Raw genomic sequence first — 23445 nt, 5'->3', positions numbered from 1 at the left:
CCCGATGGCCCAATACGAATTCCTGAAGGTGGAGCGCGAAGGCCCGCTCACCATCGTCACCATCAACCGACCCGAGGTCTACAACGCCCTGCACCCGCCGGCGCATTGGGAGTTCGACGAGGTTTTCAGCGCGTTCCGCAACGATCCGGAGCAGTGGATCGCGATCGTCACCGGCGCCGGCGACAAGGCGTTCAGCGCCGGCAACGACCTGAAATACCAGGCGGCCGGCGGGCCGCGCCACCGACCGGACACCGGGTTCGGCGGCCTGACCAACCGCTATGACATCGCCAAGCCGGTGATCGCGGCGGTCAATGGCTGGGCCATGGGCGGCGGTTTCGAGATCGCGCTGGCCTGCGACCTGATCATCGCGGCCGAAAACGCCACCTTCGCCCTGCCGGAGCCGCGGGTGGGCCTGGCAGCCGGCGCCGGCGGCATCCACCGCCTGCCGCGCCACATCCACTTCAAGCAGGCCATGGGCATGATCCTGACCGGGCGCCGCGTCAGCGCCGCCGAGGGCAAGGATCTGGGCTTCGTCAACGAGGTGGTGCCGAAGGGCGAGGCGCTGGCCGGCGCCAAGCGCTGGGCCGCGACCATCCTGGAATGCTCGCCCATGTCGATCCGCGCCTCGAAACAGGGCGTCTATATGGGCCTGGACGAGACCAGCGTCGCCGATGCGATCCGCAACCAGTCCGTCTATCCGGCCTACAAGGCCATGGTCGAATCCGAAGACTATATCGAAGGCCCGAAAGCCTTCGCCGAGAAGCGGTCGCCCGACTGGAAAGGCCGGTAGACGCATCGCGCCGGGCGGCCTCCACCGCCGCCCGGCCGAAGCGGAGATGGCAAGGGCGCGGCGTTGCGCTACACTGCGCCTTGTCTTCCGACAATTTCCGTGTCTTCCGACAATTTCCGTGTCTTCCGACAATCAAAGGACCCTCCCCATGACCGAGCGGTATCATCTGATCAGCTCCGTCACTTGACCCTGGGTTCAGCGCGCCGTGATCGTGATGCGTGCCAAAGGGGTCGAGTTCGACGTTACCTATATCAACCTGCGCGACAAGCCCGGCTGGTTCCTGGAAATCTCGCCGCACGGCAAGGTGCCGGTGCTGAAAGTGGGCGCGACGCCGCTGTTCGAATCCAACGCCATCGCCGAGTTCATCGACGAGACCGTGGGCGCACCCTTGCATCCGGCCGACCCGGTGAAGCGCGCCCGCAACCGCGCCTGGACCGATTTCGTGCCGACCTTCTCCAGCGGGCTTTCCGCCTGCTACTACGCCAAGACGGCGGAAGAGCAGGCCGAGGGCTTCGAGGCGGCGAAAACCGTGCTGGCGAAGCTGGAGCACGCCATCGCCGCCGAGCGCGGCAATGACGGGCCGTATTTCAACGGGCCGGACCTGTCGCTGGTCGATGCCGCCTATGCGCCCTTCTTCCAGCGCTTCCTGGCGGTGGATGCGAAGCTGCAAAGCGGCCTCCTGGACGGCTTCCCGCAGGTGAAGGCCTGGGCCGACGCGCTGATGGCGACCGAAACGGTCACCGGCTCGGTGCACGAGAGCTTCCCGCAGGAATTCGCGGCCAACCTGCACCGGCGCGGCACGGTGGTGGCACCGCTGTTCCCGCTGGCCGCGTAAGCCTGCCGCCTCGCCAGCGGGCGGGGCCGGCTGATAGAACCCTTTCCAGGCCCGCGCGCGGTGCATCCCGCGTGCGGGCCTCGGTTTTTTGCGATGGCCCCCGAGGGCGCCGGATGGTCCGGCAGCCGGGCGGCAGGAGGAAGGCATGGTAGCGCTCTTTTGCGACGACTGGTGCGAGCCCGCGGGGCTGCGGCTGGGCGAGCCGCCGACGGCGGCGCCCGGACCGGGCGAGATCGCGGTGACGGCGGAGGCCGGGGCGCTGAACTTCGCCGACACGCTGATGGTCGCCGGCAAATACCAGGTGAAGCCGCCCTTCCCCTTCACCCCCGGCTTCGAGGCGGCGGGCACGGTCGAGGCCGTGGGCGCGGGCGTCCGGGGCTTCGCGCCCGGCGACCGGGTGTTCTGCGCCCTGCAATACGGCGGTCTCGCCAGCCGCATCGTGGCGCCCGAGCAGCGGGTGTTTCCGATGCCGAAGGGCATGGATGCGCGGACTGCGGCGGCCTGGCCGGTGATCTACGGCACCTCGCACATCGCGCTGACCGTGCGCGGCCGGCTGCAGGCGGGCGAGACGCTGCTGGTGCTGGGCGCGACCTCCGGCGTCGGCCTGGCGGCGATCGAGATCGGCAAGGCGCTGGGCGCCCGTGTCATCGCCCAGGTGCGCGGCGCGGCCAAGGGCGAGGCGGCGCGGGCCGCAGGCGCCGACGCCGTGGTCGACAGCCAGAGCGAGAGCCTGCGCGACGCGGTCAAGGCGCTGACCGACGGCCAGGGCGCGGACGTGGTCTACGACCCGGTCGGCGGCGATCTGTTCGATGAGGCGTTGCGCTGCGTGCGTTGGGGCGCGCGCCTGTTGATCGTCGGCTTTGCCGCCGGGCGCATCCAGCAAATCCCGGCCAATCTGTTGCTGGTCAAGGGCGTCGCGGCGGTCGGCGTGTTCTGGAACGCCCATTTCCTGCACGATGCGGGCGAGTTGCGCCGCTCCTTTGCCGATCTGGCGCGGATGCACGAGGCCGGCCAGTTGCATCCGCCGGTCCGGGCGGTGCTGCCGGCGGCGGACTACGCCCGGGCCTATGCCATGCTGCTGGACCGGAACGAGCCGGGCAAGATCGTGCTGGAGCTGACGGACGCCTAGCGCGGGTTCTTTTCCCGCTGGCTCACCATCCCATCTCCTCTGTCCCCGCGGAAGCGGGGACCCATGCCTGAGAGACCAATACAGAGTCCCGTGTCCTGCGAGAAGCTCTCCGGCATGGGCTGCCGCTTGCGCGGGAGATGGGGGCAGGAGAGTGGTTCAACCAGTGCCGAAAGCGCTCCAGCGGCGGCAACGGTATCCGTGTCCCGGCCGCGCCGGAGGCGAGAACCGGGATCGGTCGCGGCGCTTTGCCAAGTGGCGAGGGGTCCCGGATCGCGGCTTGGCCGCGTCCGGGAAAGCGCGGGAGAATTGGCTCCGCCTCGCCCGGGAAACAGCGCCGCCGTAACGGTTGGTGGCGATCTCCACCCGCCCCTTACCGCACGATCCGCTTCCAGTAGCTGTCCTTGTAGGCGAGCTTGCCGTCGCGGACCTGGTAGAGGTCGCAGCCGCGCCAGTCGGCCGGATCGCCGCCCGGCAGGGTGCCGGAAATGCGGAAGGTCTGGACGATGCGCTCGCCGAACACCTCCACCCGATTGTCGGAATAGCGGAGGTTCGCGAAGGTTTCGTCCCGCTCGGCGAGCGCCCGGCGCAGCGCCTCCTTGCCACGGACGTGACGGCCCCAGGGCGCTTCGGGGCCGACCGCCTGACGCCATTCGAAATCCTCGGTCACGCAGGCGAGAATGCCGTCGACATCGCCCTTGCCCCAGGCGCGGCCGAAGGCGGCCATCAGCTTGGTGTTGGCAGTGGTGGGGTCGGGGGCTGGCGACATGGGGCGGCCTCTCTTGCCAGGCGGACGGAAAACGGGCGGGCCAGTGTGCACCGGCCCGCCCGCCCATTTCCACCCCCAAGAGCGGCAGAATCAGCCCATCGGGCCGCCATCCTCGCGCACGATGGCGATGACGGAGGAGCGGGGCACGCTGTCGCCGCCCGCCGGCCAGTGGCTGTGGCCCTTCTCGCCCGGATGCTGGATGCCGACAAACAGGGTCTTGCGGTCCGGGCTCCAGGCGAGACCGGTGACCTCGCACTCCTTCGGGCCGACCAGGAAGCGCTTGATCTCGCCGGTTTCGGTGTTGCCGACCAGCATCTGGTTGTTGCCCTGGCCGGCAAAGTCCTTGGCGTTGGAATAGTTTCCGTCAGTCTCGATCCAGAGGCCGCCCTGGCTGTCGAACTTCAGGCCGTCCGGCGAGTTGAACATGTTGTCGGCGGTGACGTTCTTCGAGCCGGCATAGGCATCGCCGTGCACGGTCGGGTTGCCGGCCATGACGAACAGGTCCCATTCGAACCCGTCGGCGCTGTGGTCGCCGCCGGCTGGCATCCAGCGCACGATCTGGCCGTAATGGTTCTTTTCGCGCGGGTTCGGGCCGTTGACGGCCGTGTCGTCGCCGCCGGCATTCGGCTTCACGCCGCGGTTCTTGTTGTTGGTGAGCGAGCAGCAGACCTCCGCCTTCAGCGGGTTGGCCGCGACCCATTCCGGCCGGTCCATGGTCGTGGCGCCGACGGCCGACGCCGCCTGGCGGGTGTGGATGCAGATTTCGGCCTTGGACGCCATGCCGGTCGCCTCCGGCGTCAGTTCCACCCACTGGCCCGTGCCGTCGTCCGCGAACCTGGCGACATAGAGGCGGCCGTCCTCCAGCAGGTCGGCAGTGTTTCCGCCTTCGACGAACGTGCCGGCAGAGACGAATTTGTAGAGGAACTCGCCCCTTTCGTCGTCGCCCATATAGACGACCACATGGCCGTTGTCGGCCACCACGACCTCCGCGTTCTCGTGCTTGAAGCGGCCGAGGGCGGTGCGCTTTTTCGGGGTCGAGGTCGGGTCGAACGGGTCGATCTCGACCACATAGCCGGCGCGGTTCGGCTCGTTCGGGTGCTTCGAAATGTCGAAGCGTTCGTCGGCGCTGGCCCAGGCATAGCCCCAGTCCTTGACGCCGACGCCATAGCGCTTCAGCGCCGCGGGGACAGTCAGGTCCGGGTCGCTGGAAGAGAAGTAGCCGTTGAAATTCTCCTCGCAGGTCAGATAGGTGCCCCAGGGCGTCTGGCCGTTGCCGCAATTGTTCCAGGTGCCGAGCGACCGGGTGCCGGACGGGTCGGCCGCGGTCTTGAGCCAGTCATGGCCGGCGGCGGGGCCGGTGATGGCCATCGGCGTGTCGGCGGTGATGCGGCGGTTGTACTGGCTGTCCAGCACCGGCGCCCACCGGCCGTCCCGCATGGCCACCTCGAACACGGAGACGCCGTGGCCGGCCTTGCCCTTGCGCACGTCGTCGGCGGTCTCCGGCTTGCCGTCGGCCCGGTTGCCGTAGATGATGTCGCGGTTCACGTATTCGTTGTTGATGGCGAAGACCGGCTTGCCGTCCGGCGCGGTGAAGAGGGCCATGCCGTCATTGTTGTCGCCGAACGCGGTTTCCTGGCTGGCGCCGGTGCCGCGGGTCGCGGGATCGAAGCCCGGCTTGTCGCTCCAGAGCGGATCGCCCCAGCTGATGAGACGGTACCAGCGAAAACCCTGCGGCACCGTGATGGCGTCGGCGGTGTTGGCGGCGATCGGCGTGAAGTCGAGCCAGCCGGCGGCGGCGCGGGCCTGGCGCGCGGCCAGCGAGCCGGCGCCCAGCACGAAAGCGCCTGCCCCGGCCACGGCGGCGCCCTTCAGAAAGCCACGGCGCGAGAGAAAGGCCGCGGCCACGCGGTCGAAGCCGGTTTCGACCGGCGGCGGATTTTGCAGTTCGTCGAACGCGTCGAAGGACAGGCGGGGCGTCTCGGTCGTCTTCACGGTCGCGGGTCTCCAAACGATGAGCGGGTGCGGTGCCGGCGGCGGGCGGCCACGGCATGCAGGCCGCTCCTATAGACGCGGGAGCGTGACAGAAATTTTTCGCTTTTGTGAATGTCCGAAGACGGTCGATGCCAGGCGCCGTCAGGCGGCTGCGGTGGCGCCGAAGGGCCGGTCGCCTTGGATCTGGGTGCGCCAGAGCAGCCGCCGGTCCTGGGCTGCGAACGCGTCGCGGTGGTGCAGCGTGCAGCGGTTGTCCCAGATCAGCAGGTCGCCCACCCGCCATTCCTGGCTCCAGACCCGGCCGGGGTCGATGGCGGCGGCCCAGAGCGCATCCAGCAGCGCCTCGCTTTCGGCGAGCGGCAGGCCCGTCAGATAGGCGTTGCGGCGGCGGCCCAGGAACAGACAGCGGCGCCCGGTCTCGGGATGGACGCGCACCACCGGATGGACCGCGCCCGGCAAGTCGCGCGGATCGTTCATCCCTTCGAAGCCGGCGCGACGCTGGCCGGCGCTGTTGGTGGAGGCGTCGTGCTTGCACGTCAGGCCCGCATCCACGCGGGCGCGCAGGTCCGCCGGCAGCGTCTCGTAGGCCCGGTACATGTTGGCGAAGTTGGTGTTGCCGCCCTCCGGCGGGATTTCCACCGCATAGAGGATGGAGGCGGTCGGCGTCGCCTCCTTGTAGCTCATATCCGTGTGCCAGATCGCCTCGCCATGCCCCAGCGAGCCGATGGGCCGGCCGTCCATCTCGATATTGCTCATCACCGCGACGAACGGGTGGTCGGGAATGTGCGGCTGGCCGGTCCAGGGCGTGACCGGCGCGCGGTCGAGCGGCCCGAACCGGGCGCTGAAGCGCTCCAGATCCGCCAGCGTCAGCGGCTGGCCGCGGAAGCGCAGCACCAGATGGTCGAGCCAGGCGTTGCGGATCGCCTCGAAGACAGCGTCATCCAGGGGCCGGGAGAGATCCACGCCCTCGATGTCGGCGCCCAAGGCGCCGCCGGACGGGCGGATGCGGATGGGGGTAACGGTCATGGCGGCAATCCTCGCCTCGGTCCGAATTTTCCTGGAGTTTAGGCGCGGGCTTCGCCAATCTCCAGCCGCCTGAAGACACGAAAAAACCGAAGACAGACGTAAAGAGGATCGGCATGAAAGTGGGAATCGTCGGCGCCGGGGCCATGGGCTCGGTCTATGGCGCGTTGATGGCGGACGCGGGCCACGAGGTCTGGATGTTCGACAAATGGCAGGCGCATGTGGACGCCATGCGCACCAAGGGCCTGCGGGTCGAGGGCGCCTCCGGCGACCGCACCGTGCCGATCCACGCCACCGCGGATGCGGCCGAGGCCGGCCCGTGCGGCCTGGTGATCGTCGCCACCAAGGGCCATGACACCGACGCCGCCGTCGGCGCCGCCCGGGCAATGATCGGGCCGGAAACGGCGGTGCTGTCGCTGCAGAACGGCCTCGGCAATGTGGAGAAGATCCAGAGCCTGCTGGGCGGCCACGAGGGCGGGGTGCTGGCCGGCATTGCCGGCGGCTTCGGCGCCAGCATGATCGGCCCCGGCCACGCCCATCACAACGGCATGTCCGCCATCAACATCGCCGAGGCGGCGGGCGGCCTGACCGACCGGCTGGAGCGGGTGCGCGATGTCTGGACGTCCTCCGGCTTCAACTGCGAGACCTTCGCCGACATCTGGCCGGTGGTCTGGAGCAAGCTGAACGCCAATATCGCCGTCAGCGCCACCTGTACCCTGTTCGGCCTGCGCACCGGCGAGGTGCGGGAGAACCCGCACGCCTGGGAGCTCTCCAAGACCTGCGTGCTGGAGACCTCGGCTGTCGCCGCGGCGAAGGGGATCGCACTGCTCTACGACGACCCGGTGCAATGGGTCAGCGACTTCATCGGCAAAATGCCGAAGGCCCGGCCCAGCATGTACCAGGACGTGCTGGCCGGCCGCCGCTCGGAGATCGACACCATTCACGGCGGCGTGGTGGCGGAGGGCGAGCGCCTCGGCGTGCCGACGCCCACCTGCGCCTTCATGGTGACGGCGGTGCGGGCGCTGCAGGAGAAGGCCCGGCAGCAGGGCGACGCCTACCAGGCAAGCTGAGGCGGGACCCGCCAAAACCAAGAGCCACGCTTTGCGGCGTGGCTCTTACCAAAAATTCGGGCCAGGCTTTGCGGCGTGGCCCTTATCAAAAAATTCGGGCCACGCTTTGCGGCGTGGCCCTGGAAACCGGAGAACCGGTCAAAACGGCGGTCGGACTCAGGCCGCCTCTTCGGTGGCCTCCACCTCGTCCTCGGCCTCGTCTTCCGCATCGGCGGCGGCGGCCTGGGCGGCGGACGACGCGGCGCTCAGAATCGCTTCCAGCTTTTGCTGGGCCGTGTCCTCGTCCAGGCGGTCGACCGCGGCCAGTTCGCGGGTCAGGCGTTCCAGCGCCGCCTGATAGATCTGGCGTTCGCTGTAGGACTGGTCGGGCTGTTCGGCGTTGCGGAACAGGTCGCGCACCACCTCGGCCACCTGCACCAGGCTGCCGGAGTTGATTTTCGCCTCGTATTCCTGCGCCCGGCGGCTCCACATGGTGCGCTTGATCCGCACCTTGCCCTTCAGGGTTTTGAGCGCATCGGCCATGTCCTTCTTCGAGGAAAGGCCCCGCAGCCCGGCCGCGCCAACCTTGGCGAGCGGAATGCGCAGGGTCATCTTTTCCTTTTCGAACTCGATCACCAGCATTTCCAGCTCGAACCCGGCCACGGTCCGGGTCTCGATATCGGTAACCTGGCCCAAGCCGTGCGCGGGATAGACCACATAGTCACCGGGCTGGAACTTTGCCTGTTTTGCCATAGATTCTGACCTCTTTCCCTCACGCGTCTTGAGGTTTGCGTCGCAACGCAACGCTCACTGTTCCGATACCGATGTCAGGCGGTCAAAGCCACACGCCGCACGGCCGCGTTGCCGTGCGGTCTCCGATCCGAATGGCGCAAGGAACCCAGCCAGCAAGTGTTGCCTGCCGAGCCGCACCACGCTCATTCTGTCGATCTTGTTTGGCCTTTAACCATCGCATCGATAACAACGGCCCGGCGCACCATTTGCGCAAACCTGCGTGCGCAGTGCGGAGAAACCGTCACACAAACATCATATAGCATAAAATGCCGGCGTTTCCCATGGGCGGGTGCGAGAAATTTGGGCGATGCCGGCACGCCTCCGCGCTGCGAGAGGCGGATTCGCACGGAAACACCGCCCGAAACGGCCGGGCGGTGCGCGAAAGGTCACAGGCAACCGGGCCGCGACGGCGAATGCGTCGCGGCGGCGGCGAGCGGTCAGGGAGTGCCCGGCGACGGGTCGAAATGGTCCTTGAACTTGTTCGGCACGCCGGCCCATTCCTCGGCATCGGCCGGGGCCTCGCCCTTGCGGGTGATGTTCGGCCACTTCTCGGCATATTCCCGATTGAACTCGACCCAGTCCTCGGCGCCCGGTTCGGTGTCGGGCTTGATGGCCTCGACCGGACATTCCGGCTCGCACACACCGCAGTCGATGCATTCGTCCGGATGGATCACCAGCATGTTGGCGCCCACATAGAAGCAGTCGACGGGGCAAACCTCGACGCAGTCCATGTGTTTGCACTTAATGCAGTCTTCGTTGACGATATAGGTCATGCACGGGCTCCTGGCGCGAACTGCAACCACGGGCCGCCGCAAAGCCGCGCGCGAACCGGCAGTTCCGAGAGGATGGTCTATCTGATCCTCATGTGTGCCAAATTCAATCCGCCGGCACCAGTTCCTCGTACAAAAGCCGCGCTTCTGTCGCAGGTCCGCGGCGCTCGCCCATGGCGATCACCCGCACCACGGCGACCCCGCGCCCCCGCGGCAGGGTCAGCACGTCGCCCGCCTTCAACTCGTGGCTGGCCTTGCGCACCGGCTGGCGGTTCACCCGCACCCGCCCCTTGCTCACCAGGGTTACGGCGACCGACCGGGTCTTGCAGAACCGGGCGTGCACCAGCCATTTGTCGATGCGCAGGCGGGTCGGGGGCGCGTCTTGGTCGTGCAGCAAGGGCGTGGTCACCTCACGATGCCGCCGCCAGCGCGGAGCGCAGGCCGGCGAAGGGGGAATCCGGATTGACCGGCCGCGGGTTGCGGGCCTTGCCGGCGCCGTGGCGCTTTGCGCGGGCCGCGGTCTTGGCAGTCTTGGCGGTCTTGCTCTGGTCCGGCTTACCGGACGGGCCGCTCTGGTCCGCCTTGCCGGCCGGGGCGCGGCGACGGGGCTGGCGCGCATACAGAACGGCGCCGGTCTCGCTGGTCTGGCCGGTCGGGAAAAAGCGCAGGCGGCGCAGTAGATCGGGCACGGCGGACGCATCGACCCCCGCCAGCGCCGCCAACTCGGCCGATGCGGTCACGCCGGGGGCGCCATCGGAAGCGGCGCCAGCCGCCTTGTGCGCGGCGGCGGCGAAATTCTCCCACCGGTCGACGCGGATGGCGTGATCGCCGGCGAGCGTGTAGCCGCAGACCCGATACCAGGCGGGATCGGCGTCGCGATCCACCGGCAGGGCCGGACGACGCTCGGCCGGCGGTTCGGCGCCGCCGTGATAGAGCCGCCAGAGCGTCAGGCGCCAGCGGTTCGGCGCGCCGCGCAGCAACTGGGGCAGGAACAGGTGTTCGCGGCCGATGCGCAGGCCCACCGCCGCCAACCGTTTGCGCTCCGCCTTCGACAGGGTGCGGAGCTGGTCGCGCACGCTGCGGCGCGGCAGCACGCCCGCGGCCTCCGCCAGGCGATAACCGATGCCGCGCAGCTCCGCCGAGCCTTCCAGCGCCTGCAACTGGGTCAGCGAGCCCAGGCGACGCTGCACCTCCCGGTCGAGCCAGTCCTGCATGCGCGCGCGCAGCGCCTGCCGGTGGCGACTGTCGAGCAGCGCACTGGCCAGCGGCTCCACCCGCGGCTTCAGCCAGTTCGAACCCTTGACCAGCGCGCCCAGCGGCTCACCGGCCCAGGTGATGCGCCCGTCTTCGGACAGGCGGAAATCCTGGTGATCGGCCTGCGCCACCTGGGCGACCCGGCCTTCCACCTCCTGGCGCAGCACCCGGTTGGCGGCGTTCAGCAAGGCGCGGCCGTCCTCGCCCCGGTCGGCGGCATCGGCCTTGAAGCGGAAACCGGTGAGCGTGCCGACGGTCTCGCCCTCCACCACCACCTCGCCCGCGGCGTTGACGCCGCCGATCAGTTCGTCGCCCTCGGCCAGGCGGCGGACGAGAACGGCGGTGCGGCGGTCGACGAAGCGCTGGGTCAGCCGGTCGTGCAGGGCGTCGGACAGCTTGTCCTCGATCGCCAGCGCCTGTTCCTGCCAGTGCACCGGGTCGTCGAGCCAGCCGGTGCGATGGCTGATATAGGTCCAGGTGCGGGTGCCGGCGATGCGGGCCATCAGCGTGTCGATATCGCCGTCGGTGCGCTCCAGCCGGCGAATGTGGCTCGCCACCCAGTCGGTCGGCAACCGCCCCTCGCCTTCCGAGCGGAACCCGTAAATGCGGGCGAGCAGGCGGGTGTGCGAATCCGTGAGCGTCTTGGAGAAGTCCGGCACCTGGCAGACATCCCACAGCAATTGCACGGCGCTCCGGCCGACCGCGCGGCCGGACACCTCCGCCATCTGCGCCAGGGATTCCAGCGTGCGATGGTCGTCGGCCCGCCGCGTGCGGCGCAGGAAGGGAAAAGGCGGCTTCTCGTCCAGCGAGCGCAGCAATCCCTCGACGCTGCGGAAATCCAGGTCGGCATTGCGCCACATCAGCGTGCGCAGCGTGTCGAACTCGTGCGCCTCCACCCGCGCCACCAACTCCTCGTCCATGCCCTGGAGGTCGGCGGTGGTGCCGAACGTGCCGTCGGACATGTGCCGCCCGGCCCGCCCGGCGATCTGGCCGACCTCGCCGGGCAGCAGGTCGCGCAGCCGGTTGCCGTCATACTTGGCCAGCGCGGAGAAGGCGACATGGCGCACGTCCATGTTCAGGCCCATGCCGATGGCATCCGTCGCCACCAGATAGTCGACCTCGCCCGCCTGGTACATGCCGACCTGCGCGTTGCGGGCCCGGGGGCTGAGCGCGCCCAGCACCACCGCCGTGCCGCCGCGCTGGCGGCGCACGAACTCCGCCAGGCGATACACCTCCGCCGCCGAGAAGGCGACGATGGCCGAGCGCGGCGGCAACCGGGTCACCTTGCGATGGCCGGCATAGGAAAGGGTGGAAAAGCGCGGCCGGGTGATGAATTCGCATTCCGGCACCAGCTTGCGGATCAGCCAGCGCACGGTCTCGGAGCCCAGAAACATGGTCTCGGTGCGGCCGCGGGCGTGGAGCAGGCGTTCGGTGAAGATGTGGCCGCGCTCGGCATCGGCGGCCATCTGGATCTCGTCGACCGCCAGAAAGTCCACGGCCAGATCCAGCGGCATGCTCTCGACCGTGCAGACATAATAGCGGGGCCGGGGCGGGATGATCTTTTCCTCGCCGGTGACCAGCGCCACCTGGGCCGCGCCCTTGAGCCGGACGATCTTGTCGTAGTTCTCGCGGGCCAGCAGGCGCAGCGGAAAGCCGATCATGCCGCTGGCATGGCCCAGCATCCGCTCGACCGCCAGATGGGTCTTGCCGGTGTTGGTCGGGCCGAGAACGGCCAGAACACGACGCTCGCCCGGCAGCGAGCGCTGATGGTAATCGTCGGTGGGCCGCCCTGTGGGGCTATCCATCGGCGTCTCCCGCAGTGTCCTCGACTGGTCCGACCAATAGCGCAGATTCCCGGGCGATGAAACGGTTTCGAGATCGGGCGGCCGGCGTGCCGGTGGCATCGCGGAGAAACCGGGGGGCCGCGGTAGGCCGGACATCCCGGCATTCGGTGACGCTCACCTTGAATTCACGGGCATTTTCCGCCCATAGCCCGCAAAGCCCGCGGATGTCCCGCACCGGCCGGTCGGCACCAGGGTGCAATGGTCATGACGCACCCTATATGCTAGGTGGGCATTTCGGTTCGCCCCGCAGCGATTGCAAGGAGCCTGTGCGGCCATGGCGCGACAAGCCATTCTGATGATCGACGACGACCAGGCGTTGCGCGCCTCGCTGGCCGAGCAGTTGCGCCTGCACGAGGACCTGGAGGTCGTCCAGGCCGGCAGCGGTGGCGAGGGCCTCGAAAAGGCGGGCCAGCAGCATTTCGACGCCATCATCCTGGATGTCGGCCTGCCGGACATGGACGGGCGCGACGCCTGCCGCGTGCTGCGCCGCAACGGCATTGCCTGCCCGATCCTGATGCTCACCGCCGCCGATGGCGACGCGGATACGATTCTGGGCCTCGATTCCGGGGCCAACGACTACATCACCAAGCCGTTCCGGCTGGGAGTGTTGCTGGCGCGCCTGCGAGCGCATCTGCGCCAGCACGCGCAGAGCGAGGATGCGGTGTTCACCATCGGCCCCTACAGCTTCCGCCCGGCGGCGAAGCTGCTGGTGGAAACCGGCTCGGAGCGCAAGGTGCGGCTGACCGAAAAAGAGACGGCGATTCTGAAATATCTCTACCGCGCGGGGCAGCGGGTGATCGACCGCGAGACCCTGCTGCACGAGGTCTGGGGCTACAATCCGGGCGTGACCACGCACACGCTCGAAACCCATGTGTACCGCCTGAGGCAAAAGATCGAGCCCGACCCGTCCGATGCGAAAATCCTGGTGACGGATACCGGCGGCTACAAGCTTGTGCCCTAAGCTTGTGCCCAAGGTCCGGCGGCCTTTGGCGAGTGACCGCCGTCACTATTTTCGATTGCATCGGGTTGGCTTAAAGATTTTGCCCCAGTATACGAGAATGATAACAAAATGGGTCAGATGCCGGTGACTGTGAGAGCAAGCCAAAGCGAAGACGATACCGCGTTCACCATCCGCTTCTGGGGCGTGCGCGGCAGTGTGCCCACCCCCGGGCCGGAGACCGTGCGCTATGGCGGCAACACCTCCTGCGTGGAGGTGACCTGTGGCGGCCGGCGCGTCGTGATCGACGGCGGCACCGGGCTGCGGCTGCTGGGGCGCGAGATGGCGGCGGAAGGCCAGGTGCAGGCGGATATTCTGCTGTCCCACACCCATCTGGACCATATCGAGGGCTTCCCCTTCTTCGCCCCCGCCTTCGTGCCCGGCAACCAGTTCCGGATCTGGGCGGGCCATTTGCTGCCGGAGGCGACGCTGGAACAGACCCTGGGCCGGCTGATGTCCGCGCCGCTGTTTCCGGTGCCGCTGGAAGCGTTCGGCCCGCAGGTCAAATACTACGACTTTCGCGCCGGCGACCGGCTGGTGCTGAGCGATCGCATCCTCGTGCGGACCGCGATGCTGGATCATCCGAACGATGCGGTCGGCTACCGGGTGGAGTTCGAGGGGCGGGCCGTCTGCTATATCTCCGACACCTCGCACAAGCCAGGCGAAACCAACGAGGCCATCGCCGGCCTGATCGCAGGCGCGGATCTGGTCATCTACGATTCCATGTTCAACGCCCAGGAATTCGCCCAGCGGCCGCACTGGGGCCATTCCACCTGGGAGGAAGCAATCCGCCTGGCCCGCCTGGCCGATGTCAAGCGCATGGCCCTGTTCCATCACGACCCCGCGCGCACGGATGACGACCTGGACGAGCTGGGGCGCATCGCCGCCGCCCGCCAGCCCGGCACCTTCGTGGCCCGCGAAGGCCAGACCGTGACGGTCTGACGGCCCCGCGGCCGGTGCGTTCGGGTCAGGTGCCGACTTTCAGGGTCTGGGTCAGGCTGCGCAGGCAGGCGATGACGCTGAGTGCGGTGATCTTGCCCGTGCGCGGGTTTTCCTCGGTCGGGATGGTGGCGATATCCAGGGAAAAGCGGGCGCTGTCCGAATCCACGGTGATGTGATGGGTGTTGCGGTCGACGCCCGGGTCGGCCCAGATCTGTAGTGTGATCCGGTCCGGCCAGGTGTCGAAGTCGGCGAGCCGCGGCCCGGCGCAGGCGAGCGACAGGGCGGCGGCGACGTTCACATTGGCGGGAAAGCCGGCGGCGCCCGCGCGCACCGACCCTTCGAACACCAGTTTCGGCGCGCTCAACCCCTCGACCGAAATCGCGTTTTCCACCAGATACGGCGCACCGACGAGGCCGCGCGGCGGCTTGCGGGTAACCATGGCGACCGTGTGGATCGTGCCCTCCGCCGCGGCGCGCACCGCGTCCAGACCCAGCAGCGCCCCGGTCGGCACGATGATGCGGGCGCCCGTCTCCGCCGCCCGCTCGACCAGAGGACGGCGGGGCAACAGCGCGCCGACGCTGGTCGGCAGGAAGATGCGGCCGGCCTCGATGGCCGGCGCCGCGATGGCCTCGAACACCACGGCCGGGGCGGCTTCCAACACCACGTCGCAGGCGGCCAGGTCGGCCAGATCGACCACCGGCACCGGTCGGTGGAAATCGGCCATGCGCTCGGCCGCGCGCGCCCGGTCCTGCGCCGAGACCAGGGCGAGGCTCAGGCCCGGGATGCCGCCCGCGTCCAGCAGGCGCGCGACCTGTCGGCCGATAGTGCCGAACGAGCCGATGCCGACGGTCAAACTCATGGAAAAATCCCTTTTTGGGTTGTTGTGGTGCTGTTGTCTTGGTTCTGTTGTCTTGATTTCAGGGATCGAGAAACGCCGTCAGGCGGGCATTGTAGGCGGCGGGCTGTTCCACATAGGCGGCGTGCGCGGCGTGGCCGATGATTTCCCGACGGGCGCCGGGAACCAGGGCGGTCAGGGCCGCGGTCTCGGCCTCCGGCGCGATGCGGTCCTCCGCGCCTGCCAGCACCAGCACCGGCAGGCGCAGGGCGCGGAGTTCTTTCTCGTTGTTGCAGACCGACAGCAGGTGCACGGCGGCGGCATAGCCGGGCGCCCGGAGCTCGCTGGCAATGCCCGCGACGGCGGCCCGCGCCGCCACCGGCGCATCGGCCGAGCACATGGACTTGGCCCGGGTGGCGCCGAACTCCTCCGGCGTCATCGAGGCGTGCTCTTTCAGGCGCTCCTCATAGCCGCCCCAGTTGGCGAAGGCGATGCGGGTGGCCGACAGCACCAGCCGGCGCACCCGGCCCGGATGCCGCGCCACGATCTGGGGGGCGATGGCGCCGCCCATGGAATGGCCCACCAGGTCGAACGCGCCGGTGACGCCGATGCCGTCCAGCATGGCGACCAGGGCGTCGGCATAATGGGCCGGGGTCGGGATTTTCGAGGGATAATCGTCGGAGCCGCCATAGCCGGGCGTATCCCAGGCGATCACGCGGCGCCGGTCGCTCAGCCCCCGCAATTGCTGGCTCCAGGAGCGGGCGCCGCCGCCAAGCCCGTGCAGGCAGACCAGGGCCGGGCCGCAGCCCGCTTCGCGGTAGGCGATGCGGCCGGTGGCGGTGGCGATGGACTTGGTCTCGGGCTCGGTCATGATTCAGGCTCGCTTCAACTGGCGTCGCAACCGGGTCTCGCGCCAGAGGATGAACAGGCCGCTGACAGCGACGATAGCGGCGCCCAATAGCTTCGTCTCGGACGGTATGTCACCCCAAACCGCATAGCCGATCAAGCCTGCCCACACCAGCGACAGATACCGGTAGGGCGCGATGGCTGCGCCGGAGGCCAGCTGAAAGGCCGCCACGATCAACCACATGGCGATCACCACCATGACGGCCGAGAGCCCGAACAGCAACCAGTGGTCCGGCGCCGGCCAGGTGAAACCGAAGAACGGCAGCGTCAGTGCGCCGCCGATGGCGTTGGCGATCATGTTCCAGAACAGCGTCGTCGTCGGCGGGTCGACGCCGGCCAGCTGGCGCGAGGCGATGTCGCGGAAAGCGGCGGTCAGGGCCGCCATCAGCGGCAGCACGATCACCCAGGTGAGCGGCGCCTGGCCCGGCTCGGTGATCAGCAGCACGCCGCCGAACCCCGCCATCACCGCCAGCCAGCGCCGCCAGCCCACGGGCTCGCGCAGCATCACCGCCGAAAGCGCGGTGATGATCAGCGGGCTCACGAACACGATGGCGAGCGCGTCCGCCAGCGGCAGGAACACGAAGGACAGGGTGACGAAGAAGCTGCAAACGACGGCGATGACCGAGCGGTAGGCGGTGAAACCCGGCTTGCGCGAGCGCAGGCGCGGCAGCGAGTGGCCGAGCAGCAGATGCATGACCACCACCACCGGCACGGCCATCAGGCCGCGGATGAACATCACCTCGCCGGCATGATGGCTTTGCAACAGCCATTTGGTGATGGCGTCCTGGGAGGTGAGGACGACCGTGGACAGCGCGATGCACAGAATGCCGCGCGGGATGTCTTGTTGCATGGGGGGCAAAGCCGGTGTTGAGGGGCGAAGCGCCGTGGACGAGTGCGCACTCCGGAGCCTAGGCAGGGCGGGGACGGGCGGCAAGACCGTTGATTTCCGCGCCCGGGCGCGACATCTGAGTGGGGCGCGAAAGGAAACCGCCATGACCGATGCCACCGAACCCTCCGACGCCGGCCGCGAGCCGGTCGCCTTGCGGCAAACCGTCGATGACGACGTGCGCCGTCGGGTCGCGACACTGGTCCGTACCGCACGCCATGCGGCGCTGGCCTGTCTGGAGCCGGAAACGGGGGCGCCGCTGGCGAGCCGCATCGGGCTTGCCACCGATATTGCGGGCGCGCCGGTGTTCCTGACCTCGGCGCTCACGGCGCACACGCCGGCCCTGCTGGCGGATTCGCGCTGCGCGCTGCTGGTGGGCGACCCCGGCAAGGGCGACCCGCTGGCCCATCCGCGCGTCACCCTCAGCGGCCGGGCGGAGCGGGTGTTGCCGGGTGCGGAGCGGGAGGCCGTGCGCTGGCGCTATCTGGCGCGCCATCCAAAGGCGGCGCTCTATGCGGATTTCGGCGATTTCGCGTTCTGGCGGGTGCGGATCGAGCGGGCGAGCTTCAACGGCGGCTTCGGCAAGGCCTATCACCTGGCGGCCGCGGACCTAGTGCGGCCGGAGGACGACCTCGCCGCCGCTTTCGCCGGTTTGCAGGCGGATGTCTGCGGCCATATGAACGCCGATCATGCCGGCGCGGTGGCGCTGTATGCGACCGCGCTTTGCAGCGCGCCGGCCGGGGCGTGGCGGCTGGCGGGGATCGACCCGGACGGGCTGGATCTGGTGGCCGGCGACCGCGGCGAGCGGCTGTGGTTCGAAACGCCGCTGGCAGACCCGGCGGCGATCCGGCCGACATTGGTCGCGCTGGCCGGCCGGGCGCGGAGCGTGGCCGCGGCAAAGGGGGAGCGCCCGCAGGCTTGACTTTCCCGCCCTGCCCTGACGGTGTGCGGGGCAGCGTTTCAACCGGCACCCGAGAAGGAGCCCGCCCGTCATGTTCCGTGCCCTCTATCTGGAGCAGAACGAGGACAAATCCGTCCGCTGCTCGATCCAGTCCCTCGACGAAAGCGTCCTGCCCGACGGCGATGTGCGGGTGGCCGTGGACTATTCGACCATCAACTACAAGGACGGCCTGGCGATCACCGGGGCGGCGCCGGTGGTCCGGACCTATCCGATGGTGCCGGGCATCGACTTTGCCGGCACGGTCGCCGAGTCGCAAAACGCCGAATTCCGGGTCGGCGACGCGGTCGTCCTGAACGGCTGGGGCGTCGGCGAGGGCCATTGGGGCGGGCTGGCGCAGCAGGCGCGGGTCAAGGGCGACTGGCTGATCAAGCGACCGGCCGCTTTCAGCGCCCGCCAGGCCATGGCCATCGGCACGGCCGGCTATACGGCGGCACTGTGCGTGCAGGCGCTGGCCGACGCCGGCATCACGCCCGAGCGCGGCGATATTCTGGTGACCGGTGCGGCCGGCGGTGTCGGCAGCGTCGCCATCGCGCTGCTGGCCCAACGCGGCTACCGGGTGATCGCGTCCACCGGCCGGGCGAGCGAGGAGGCCTATCTGAAGGGCCTGGGTGCCGCCGACATCATCGACCGCAACGAGTTGTCGGAAAAAGGGCGCCCGATGGGCAGGGAGCGCTGGGCCGGCGCCGTCGATGCGGTCGGCAGCCACACCCTGGCCAATGTCCTGGCGCAGACCCGGTATGGCGGCGCCGTCGCCGCCTGCGGCCTGGCCCAGGGCGGCGACCTGCCCGCCTCGGTCTATCCGTTCATCCTGCGCAGCGTCGCGCTGCTGGGCGTGGATTCGGTGATGGCGCCGCGGGCGAAGCGCGAGGCGGCGTGGGCGCTGCTGGCGGACAGTCTGGAGACCGCGAAGCTGGACGCAATCACGCGGGAAGTGTCGCTGGAAGACGCACCGGCGGTGGCCGCGGACATTCTCAAGGGTCAGGTGCGGGGCCGGGTCGTCGTCAACGTCAACGGCTGATCCCCCAAAGCAAATGCGGGTGCCACCTTTGCCCCCGGTGGCACCCGCATTCGACTTCAGCAATAGCCGCTGGACCGAGCGGTCAGGAATTCAGAGGCATCGTGGTCTGACGCTTCAGAAGTTCCTTCAGCACAAACACGCGGAGCGCGCTGGACAGATTGCTCTGCCGGCCCTTGTCAACCTCGGCCACCACGTTCGCGATGGAGAGGTTGCGTTCCGCGGCAATGCCCTTGAGTTGCTCCCAAAAGGGATCTTCCAGGGATACGCTGGTCCGATGGCCGGAAATGGTGACCGACCGACGACGGAGTTGTTCGCTCATTCTTGCCTCCTAGACGGCTTGGGGGGAACGTCCCCGCTTTGCCGTAGTTGATTTCGGGACTGCTCTTCCAGCACCCCCGGCTAAGTATCGCCCCTTCCATGCGTTACGATTGGGTTACCCCGACCTCGGCACAAAAGAACCGATTCACGAAGGTCGTTGCCGCTTCGATTATTGTGCACGCTTTGGTTAATACCCCGACCACAGACCGCAAACGCCACCGCACCGAAGTTACGGCGTTGATTGCGATCAGACGGTCTTTGCATTTTCACCCGCATCCATTCTCAGCATCGCAACGAACGACCGAGCCCCCTGGCTTGAACCATGTTGGTCTCGATCTTTCACTTTGTGTAAACCCTATACGGTTCAGAGTGGGTACTCGGATCAATCCAAGTGAAAAAATTCCACTCAGCGGGCCCGCACAAAATTGATGCATATCAAAGCCTTGATAGTTTCTATTCTGCTATCAAGGTTTTGATAGACATGTGCGGTAATTTATCGGCAATGCCCCCGATTCGGCCATAACCGAAAACGGCATCAAAATGACGCACACTACCGGAGAATGTCTACGGCCCCAATGTGTTAGTCAAACCGTCCGGGGTTCCCACCACCACGCTCAGCAAACGATCGGCGTGCAGCAGGCGCGCGGCGACGCGGCGTGCGGTGGCAAGGTCGACCGCTTCGATGACCGCCGGCCGTTTGGCCCAATAGTCCCGCGGCAATCCGGCCGACTGCATGTCGACCAGCACCGCGGCGATGGAGTCGGTCGAATCGAGGCTGAGCGGGAACGCGCCGATCAGATAGGCCTTGGCATCCGCCAGCTCGTCGGCCGTGGGGCCGTCCGTGGCGAGGCGCTGCCATTCGCGGGCGATGATGTCGACCGTTTCCTTGACCGCCGCGCTGCGGGTGGCGGTGCGGCCCAGCAGCACCGGCCCCGCGCGATACGGCGCCAGACCCGTGGTGATGCCATAGGCCAGCCCGCGTTTCTCCCGCACCTCTTCGCCCAGACGGGAGGAAAACGTGCTGCCGCCCAGAATCTGATTCACCACCAGTGCCGCATACCAGTCCGGATCCGAGCGCGGAATGCCGGCTTCGCCGAACACGACAACGCTTTGCGGGCCGGGATGGGCGACGACCGCCATGCCCTTGGGCATGGGCGGCACCGGCGGCAGGTCCGAAGGCGGTGCCCGATCCGGCAGGCCCCCGAAGGCCTGGTCCAGCAAGGGGGCGAGCGCTTCCGGCGTGATGTCGCCGGCGACACCGATCACCAGATCCTTGCGGGTCAGAACCCGGTCGAGAAAGCCGCGCACGTCGGCGGCTTCCAGGCCGGCCGCGGTTTCGGCGGTGCCGCGCACCGACCGGCCATAGGGATGGTCCGGAAAGGCCAGGCGGAACCAGGTGCGGTAGGCGATGGCGTCCGGCTGGGTTTCGCTGCGGCGGAGGCTGGAGACCAGCGCCGCCTTGTTCTGGCGCAACGCCGCCTCCCCCAGCTGCGGCGCCGTCAGGCTGGCGTGCAGCAGGCGCACCGCCAGCGCCCGGTTGGCGGTCAGCGTGGTCAGGCTGCCGGAGAAATAATCGCGGCCCGCCGCGTACGACAGGCCGATGGCCTCGTCGTTCAGCGCCTGGCGGAAGGCATCCTGGTCCCAGTCGCCCGCACCCTCGGTCAGCATGGCCGCGGCCAGGGTCTGAACCCCCGCCTTGTCGGCCGGCACGTCCGTCGCCTCGCGAAAGCGGAAGTCGATGGCCAGCAGGGGAACGGAGGAATCCTGACGCAGCCATGCGGTGATGCCGCCGGGGCTGGTGACCTCGACGATGGCGTCCTGTTTCGCCTGGGCCGGCAGGGCCAGCACCAGGGCGATGAGGACCAGGAAAAGGTGTCTCACGATGCGGGGTCCTTGGGCAACAGCAAGCCGGTCACCGAACGATCGGGCTGGAACACCAGCCGCGCCGCGGCCAGCACGTCGGCCGGCGTGACCGCGGCAATGCGCTCCGGCCAGGTTTCCACCTGTTCGACGGTGCCGCCATTGGCCAGCGCCTCGCCCAGGACGCGGGCGCCGGTCTGCAGGTCGTCGCGGGCATAGACGGCGTCCGCCTGCATGCTCTTGACCGTCCGGGCAACCTCGTCCGCGGTCACGCCGTCGCGCAACAGGCGCGCGATTTCGCCGTCCATCGCGGTTTCCAGGTCGGCGAGGCCGACGCCCGCGGCCGGAACCGCATAAAAGCCGAACGTGGTCTCGCCGATGCTGTCGCTGTCGTACCACGCGCCGACGGCGGTGGCCTGTTCCGAGCCCTGAACCAGCGCCTTGGTCAGGCGGCCGACGGACCGGTTGCCCAGGATCTCGGCCAGCACTTCCAGGGCGTCCGCGTGTTCGTGGCCGGCGCTGTGCAGCGAGGGCGCCAGATAGCTGCGCCGCCAGCTGGGCACCGTCACCCGCTCGTCCTTCACGGTCACGCGGGAGGCCGCCATCGGCGGCGGCTCTTTCGGCCGGTGGCGCGGCGCCAGATGGGCGGCGGGGATCGGGCCGTAATATTGCTTTGCCAGCGCCCGCACCGCGTCCGGCTCGACATCGCCGGCGACCACCAGCACCGCGTTGTCCGGGGCGTAATGCCGGTGATAGAAGGTGCGCACCGTTTCGTGGTCCAGCGCCGCAACTTCCTGCCGCCAGCCGATCACCGGCCGCATATAGGGGCTGTTGCGATAGAGCGCGGCGTTCATCGCCTGGCTGAGCTTGGCGGACGGGTTCTGGCCGACCCGCTCGTTCCATTCCTCCAGCACCACCTGCCGTTCGGTTTCGATATCGGAGTCGGTCAGGGTCAGGCCGGTCATGCGGTCGGCCTCCAGCGCCATGACCGCGCCCAGTTGTTCGCGCGGGACCACCTGATAGAAGGCGGTATGGTCCCAGGTGGTGAACGCGTTCTCATGGCCGCCATGGCGGCGCACCAGCGCCTCGAACGTGCCGGGCGGGGTCTTTTTCGTGCCCTTGAACATCAGGTGTTCGAAGAAATGGGCCAGGCCGGAATAGCCGGGCACTTCGTCGGCGGCGCCGACCTTGTACCACAGCATCTGCACGACGGCGGGAACCCGGTGGTTCTCGATCACCACGACCTGCAGGCCGTTATCGAGGCGGAATGTCGTGGGGCCGAACACCTTGGCCGCGGCGGGCCCCAGCCACAGGGCCAGCGCCAGGGTCAGGCCGATGCCGACCCGGCGCAACGGCCGACGGAGGGGCTCAGAACAGGGAGACTCCGGCATTGCTCTTCCGTTCGATCGTGGGCGTGGAGCCGGTCTGCGGCGGACGGCCGAGCGCGGCGTTTTCCTGGATGCGCCGGGCTTCGCCCCGGGCATCGACCACCGTTCCCGGCGGCGGCTGGTCGCGCCAGAACATCAGCCGTTCGACGAAATTGCGGTTGTCCGCGGCAAGGATGGCGCTTTCCTCGTCCACCTGGGCCCGGATATTCGTGGGCGTGTCGCCCACCTTGATGTTGCGCAACAGCGCCTCTTCGCCGGCACTCTCGCCGGCCGATGCCGCGCTGGCCGATGCGGCGCCGGCCGCCATCGTCCCGGCCGCCATCGCCCCGGTCGGCGCGACGGCGCCCGCATCGCGGCCGAGCGCGGCCTGCTGCGCCTCGCGGCGCGGGTCGAGTTGCGGCAGCGGCCGCGCGCCCGGCTCCGGCGGCCGCAGCGCGTAATTCGGCGGCAGGCTCAGGGGCGCGTTGCGGACGACGCGGAATTCGTCCGGGGCTTTTTTCGATATCCCCGCCGACTCGCGCAATTGCTCGCAAGCGGTGAGAGAGAGGGCCAGAGCGGCCGTGACCAGAAGGATCCGTCGCATGCTTGCACGCATTGGTTTCTACTCCGATGCCGATGTGGGGGCGGACCGGCCGCCCAACAAGTTTTCGGCAATCAACAATACGACGCCGAGCGAAATGGCCGCGTCGGCCAGATTGAACACCGGCCAGCTATGGCCATAGGCATGCCATCGCACGAAATCCACCACCGCGCCATAGACGAGACGGTCGACGACATTGCCGATGGCGCCGCCCAGGATCAGCCCGGTGGCCAAGATCGTCAGCCAGGTGTGGGCGCGCAGCAGCCAGACCGCGATGCCGAGGCCGATGGCGGCCATGACGATGGCCAGGGCCCAAGGCGGCACGGCATCGTTCCCGAACAGGCCGAAGCTGACGCCACGGTTCCAGACCAGCACCATTTCCCACCAGCCGGTGACGGTGATTCGCACCGGCGGGTCGGCCAGGGCGCCCAGCGCCCAGACCTTGGTCCACTGGTCCAGCACCAGGGTCAGCAGCGCCAGGGCGATGCCGGTGCCGCGCATCGTCCGGAG

General features: G+C 68.5%; 22 protein-coding genes. 8 read left to right on the top strand and 14 right to left on the bottom strand.

All coding sequences use genetic code 11. The annotated features are described in order from the left end of the window. Window positions 1-4 precede the first annotated feature (4 nt). The 3 genes from H6844_03645 to H6844_03635 all read left to right on the top strand — a co-directional run bounded on the left by H6844_03645 (window position 5) and on the right by H6844_03635 (window position 2754). Window positions 5-790: an enoyl-CoA hydratase/isomerase family protein gene (locus tag H6844_03645; GenBank protein MCB9928496.1), complete on the top strand. Its 786-nt coding sequence runs from the start codon at window positions 5-7 to the stop codon at window positions 788-790. 205 nt (window positions 791-995) lie between these two features. Beyond that, a complete protein-coding gene (locus H6844_03640) occupies window positions 996-1625 on the top strand; it encodes a glutathione S-transferase family protein (protein ID MCB9928495.1) in 630 nt (209 codons plus the stop codon). Between the two features lie 145 nt (window positions 1626-1770). Beyond that, window positions 1771-2754, top strand: coding sequence for an NADPH:quinone oxidoreductase family protein (locus H6844_03635; protein MCB9928494.1), 984 nt, complete (start codon window positions 1771-1773; stop codon window positions 2752-2754). A 370-nt stretch (window positions 2755-3124) separates the two neighbouring features. On the opposite strand, the gene H6844_03630 is transcribed toward H6844_03635, so the two are convergent. The 3 genes from H6844_03630 to H6844_03620 all read right to left on the bottom strand — a co-directional run bounded on the left by H6844_03630 (window position 3125) and on the right by H6844_03620 (window position 6538). Next, window positions 3125-3520, bottom strand: a complete 396-nt coding sequence (locus tag H6844_03630) for a nuclear transport factor 2 family protein (protein ID MCB9928493.1) — start codon at window positions 3518-3520, stop codon at window positions 3125-3127. Between the two features lie 90 nt (window positions 3521-3610). Continuing rightward, a complete protein-coding gene (locus H6844_03625) occupies window positions 3611-5512 on the bottom strand; it encodes a PhoX family phosphatase (protein MCB9928492.1) in 1902 nt (633 codons plus the stop codon). 141 nt (window positions 5513-5653) lie between these two features. After that, window positions 5654-6538 carry a TauD/TfdA family dioxygenase gene (locus H6844_03620; GenBank protein ID MCB9928491.1) on the bottom strand — a complete coding sequence of 295 codons (885 nt, stop codon included), beginning with the start codon at window positions 6536-6538 and terminating at the stop codon, window positions 5654-5656. A gap of 113 nt (window positions 6539-6651) precedes the next feature. Between H6844_03620 and H6844_03615 the strand changes: the two genes are divergently transcribed. Next, complete coding sequence (locus tag H6844_03615; GenBank protein MCB9928490.1) at window positions 6652-7605, top strand: 2-dehydropantoate 2-reductase; 954 nt, start codon at window positions 6652-6654, stop codon at window positions 7603-7605. Window positions 7606-7761: 156 nt separating this feature from the next. Here the strand turns inward: H6844_03615 and H6844_03610 are convergent, their stop codons facing one another. The 3 genes from H6844_03610 to H6844_03600 all read right to left on the bottom strand — a co-directional run bounded on the left by H6844_03610 (window position 7762) and on the right by H6844_03600 (window position 9765). Then, window positions 7762-8337: a CarD family transcriptional regulator gene (locus H6844_03610; protein MCB9928489.1), complete on the bottom strand. Its 576-nt coding sequence runs from the start codon at window positions 8335-8337 to the stop codon at window positions 7762-7764. A 476-nt stretch (window positions 8338-8813) separates the two neighbouring features. Next, window positions 8814-9149: a ferredoxin family protein gene (locus tag H6844_03605; protein ID MCB9928488.1), complete on the bottom strand. Its 336-nt coding sequence runs from the start codon at window positions 9147-9149 to the stop codon at window positions 8814-8816. A 103-nt stretch (window positions 9150-9252) separates the two neighbouring features. Beyond that, window positions 9253-9765, bottom strand: coding sequence for an RNA-binding S4 domain-containing protein (locus H6844_03600; protein MCB9928487.1), 513 nt, complete (start codon window positions 9763-9765; stop codon window positions 9253-9255). A gap of 2753 nt (window positions 9766-12518) precedes the next feature. Between H6844_03600 and H6844_03595 the strand changes: the two genes are divergently transcribed. Next, a complete protein-coding gene (locus H6844_03595; GenBank protein MCB9928486.1) occupies window positions 12519-13205 on the top strand; it encodes a response regulator transcription factor in 687 nt (228 codons plus the stop codon). Window positions 13206-13322: 117 nt separating this feature from the next. Continuing rightward, window positions 13323-14183, top strand: coding sequence for an MBL fold metallo-hydrolase (locus H6844_03590; GenBank protein ID MCB9928485.1), 861 nt, complete (start codon window positions 13323-13325; stop codon window positions 14181-14183). Window positions 14184-14208: 25 nt separating this feature from the next. Here H6844_03590 and H6844_03585 read toward each other — a convergent pair whose 3' ends face one another. From H6844_03585 to H6844_03575, 3 genes are read right to left on the bottom strand one after another with little or no spacing between them, the layout of a single operon-like run. Continuing rightward, window positions 14209-15042, bottom strand: coding sequence for an aspartate dehydrogenase (locus H6844_03585; GenBank protein MCB9928484.1), 834 nt, complete (start codon window positions 15040-15042; stop codon window positions 14209-14211). Window positions 15043-15100: 58 nt separating this feature from the next. Next, a complete protein-coding gene (locus H6844_03580) occupies window positions 15101-15889 on the bottom strand; it encodes an alpha/beta fold hydrolase (protein ID MCB9928483.1) in 789 nt (262 codons plus the stop codon). Window positions 15890-15892: 3 nt separating this feature from the next. Then, window positions 15893-16774: a DMT family transporter gene (locus tag H6844_03575; GenBank protein ID MCB9928482.1), complete on the bottom strand. Its 882-nt coding sequence runs from the start codon at window positions 16772-16774 to the stop codon at window positions 15893-15895. A gap of 142 nt (window positions 16775-16916) precedes the next feature. Between H6844_03575 and H6844_03570 the strand changes: the two genes are divergently transcribed. Together H6844_03570 and H6844_03565 are read left to right on the top strand one after the other, a co-directional pair. Continuing rightward, entirely contained in the window at window positions 16917-17732 is an 816-nt protein-coding gene (locus H6844_03570) for a HugZ family protein (protein MCB9928481.1), read from the top strand. Between the two features lie 70 nt (window positions 17733-17802). After that, entirely contained in the window at window positions 17803-18789 is a 987-nt protein-coding gene (locus H6844_03565) for an oxidoreductase (protein ID MCB9928480.1), read from the top strand. An 82-nt stretch (window positions 18790-18871) separates the two neighbouring features. Here the strand turns inward: H6844_03565 and H6844_03560 are convergent, their stop codons facing one another. The 5 genes from H6844_03560 to lspA all read right to left on the bottom strand — a co-directional run bounded on the left by H6844_03560 (window position 18872) and on the right by lspA (window position 23436). Beyond that, a complete protein-coding gene (locus H6844_03560) occupies window positions 18872-19108 on the bottom strand; it encodes a ribbon-helix-helix domain-containing protein (GenBank protein MCB9928479.1) in 237 nt (78 codons plus the stop codon). A 563-nt stretch (window positions 19109-19671) separates the two neighbouring features. Beyond that, window positions 19672-20988 carry an insulinase family protein gene (locus tag H6844_03555; GenBank protein ID MCB9928478.1) on the bottom strand — a complete coding sequence of 439 codons (1317 nt, stop codon included), beginning with the start codon at window positions 20986-20988 and terminating at the stop codon, window positions 19672-19674. Beyond that, complete coding sequence (locus H6844_03550) at window positions 20985-22358, bottom strand: insulinase family protein (protein MCB9928477.1); 1374 nt, start codon at window positions 22356-22358, stop codon at window positions 20985-20987. The genes H6844_03555 and H6844_03550 overlap by 4 nt, the downstream gene beginning before the upstream one ends. Then, the gene (locus tag H6844_03545) at window positions 22336-22938 is read right to left on the bottom strand and encodes a DUF3035 domain-containing protein (protein ID MCB9928476.1); all 603 of its coding nucleotides are present in this window, start codon (window positions 22936-22938) and stop codon (window positions 22336-22338) included. The genes H6844_03550 and H6844_03545 overlap by 23 nt, the downstream gene beginning before the upstream one ends. Before the next feature lie 18 nt (window positions 22939-22956). Then, window positions 22957-23436, bottom strand: a complete 480-nt coding sequence (lspA, locus tag H6844_03540; protein MCB9928475.1) for a signal peptidase II — start codon at window positions 23434-23436, stop codon at window positions 22957-22959. Window positions 23437-23445: the final 9 nt, after the last annotated feature.

It is taken from the genome of Alphaproteobacteria bacterium (assembly GCA_020638555.1).
Taxonomy (GTDB): Bacteria; Pseudomonadota; Alphaproteobacteria; order Bin95; family Bin95; genus JACKII01.
This window is presented reverse-complemented; position numbering and strand designations above follow the sequence as displayed.

Bases quoted from the DNA above. Each gene is read 5' to 3' on its own strand.
- H6844_03630 (MCB9928493.1), bottom strand. From the start codon at position 3,520: ATGTCGCCAGCCCCCGACCCCACCACTGCCAACACCAAGCTGATGGCC.
- H6844_03545 (MCB9928476.1), bottom strand. From the start codon at position 22,938: ATGCGACGGATCCTTCTGGTCACGGCCGCTCTGGCCCTCTCTCTCACC.
- H6844_03565 (MCB9928480.1), top strand. From the start codon at position 17,803: ATGTTCCGTGCCCTCTATCTGGAGCAGAACGAGGACAAATCCGTCCGC.
- H6844_03575 (MCB9928482.1), bottom strand. From the start codon at position 16,774: ATGCAACAAGACATCCCGCGCGGCATTCTGTGCATCGCGCTGTCCACG.
- lspA (MCB9928475.1), bottom strand. From the start codon at position 23,436: ATGCGCGGCACCGGCATCGCCCTGGCGCTGCTGACCCTGGTGCTGGAC.
- H6844_03620 (MCB9928491.1), bottom strand. From the start codon at position 6,538: ATGACCGTTACCCCCATCCGCATCCGCCCGTCCGGCGGCGCCTTGGGC.
- H6844_03560 (MCB9928479.1), bottom strand. From the start codon at position 19,108: ATGAGCGAACAACTCCGTCGTCGGTCGGTCACCATTTCCGGCCATCGG.
- H6844_03645 (MCB9928496.1), top strand. From the start codon at position 5: ATGGCCCAATACGAATTCCTGAAGGTGGAGCGCGAAGGCCCGCTCACC.
- H6844_03590 (MCB9928485.1), top strand. From the start codon at position 13,323: ATGCCGGTGACTGTGAGAGCAAGCCAAAGCGAAGACGATACCGCGTTC.
- H6844_03615 (MCB9928490.1), top strand. From the start codon at position 6,652: ATGAAAGTGGGAATCGTCGGCGCCGGGGCCATGGGCTCGGTCTATGGC.
- H6844_03605 (MCB9928488.1), bottom strand. From the start codon at position 9,149: ATGACCTATATCGTCAACGAAGACTGCATTAAGTGCAAACACATGGAC.
- H6844_03550 (MCB9928477.1), bottom strand. From the start codon at position 22,358: ATGCCGGAGTCTCCCTGTTCTGAGCCCCTCCGTCGGCCGTTGCGCCGG.
- H6844_03600 (MCB9928487.1), bottom strand. From the start codon at position 9,765: ATGCGCGCCAGCCCCGTCGCCGCGCCCCGGCCGGCAAGGCGGACCAGA.
- H6844_03570 (MCB9928481.1), top strand. From the start codon at position 16,917: ATGACCGATGCCACCGAACCCTCCGACGCCGGCCGCGAGCCGGTCGCC.
- H6844_03610 (MCB9928489.1), bottom strand. From the start codon at position 8,337: ATGGCAAAACAGGCAAAGTTCCAGCCCGGTGACTATGTGGTCTATCCC.
- H6844_03585 (MCB9928484.1), bottom strand. From the start codon at position 15,042: ATGAGTTTGACCGTCGGCATCGGCTCGTTCGGCACTATCGGCCGACAG.
- H6844_03635 (MCB9928494.1), top strand. From the start codon at position 1,771: ATGGTAGCGCTCTTTTGCGACGACTGGTGCGAGCCCGCGGGGCTGCGG.
- H6844_03580 (MCB9928483.1), bottom strand. From the start codon at position 15,889: ATGACCGAGCCCGAGACCAAGTCCATCGCCACCGCCACCGGCCGCATC.
- H6844_03595 (MCB9928486.1), top strand. From the start codon at position 12,519: ATGGCGCGACAAGCCATTCTGATGATCGACGACGACCAGGCGTTGCGC.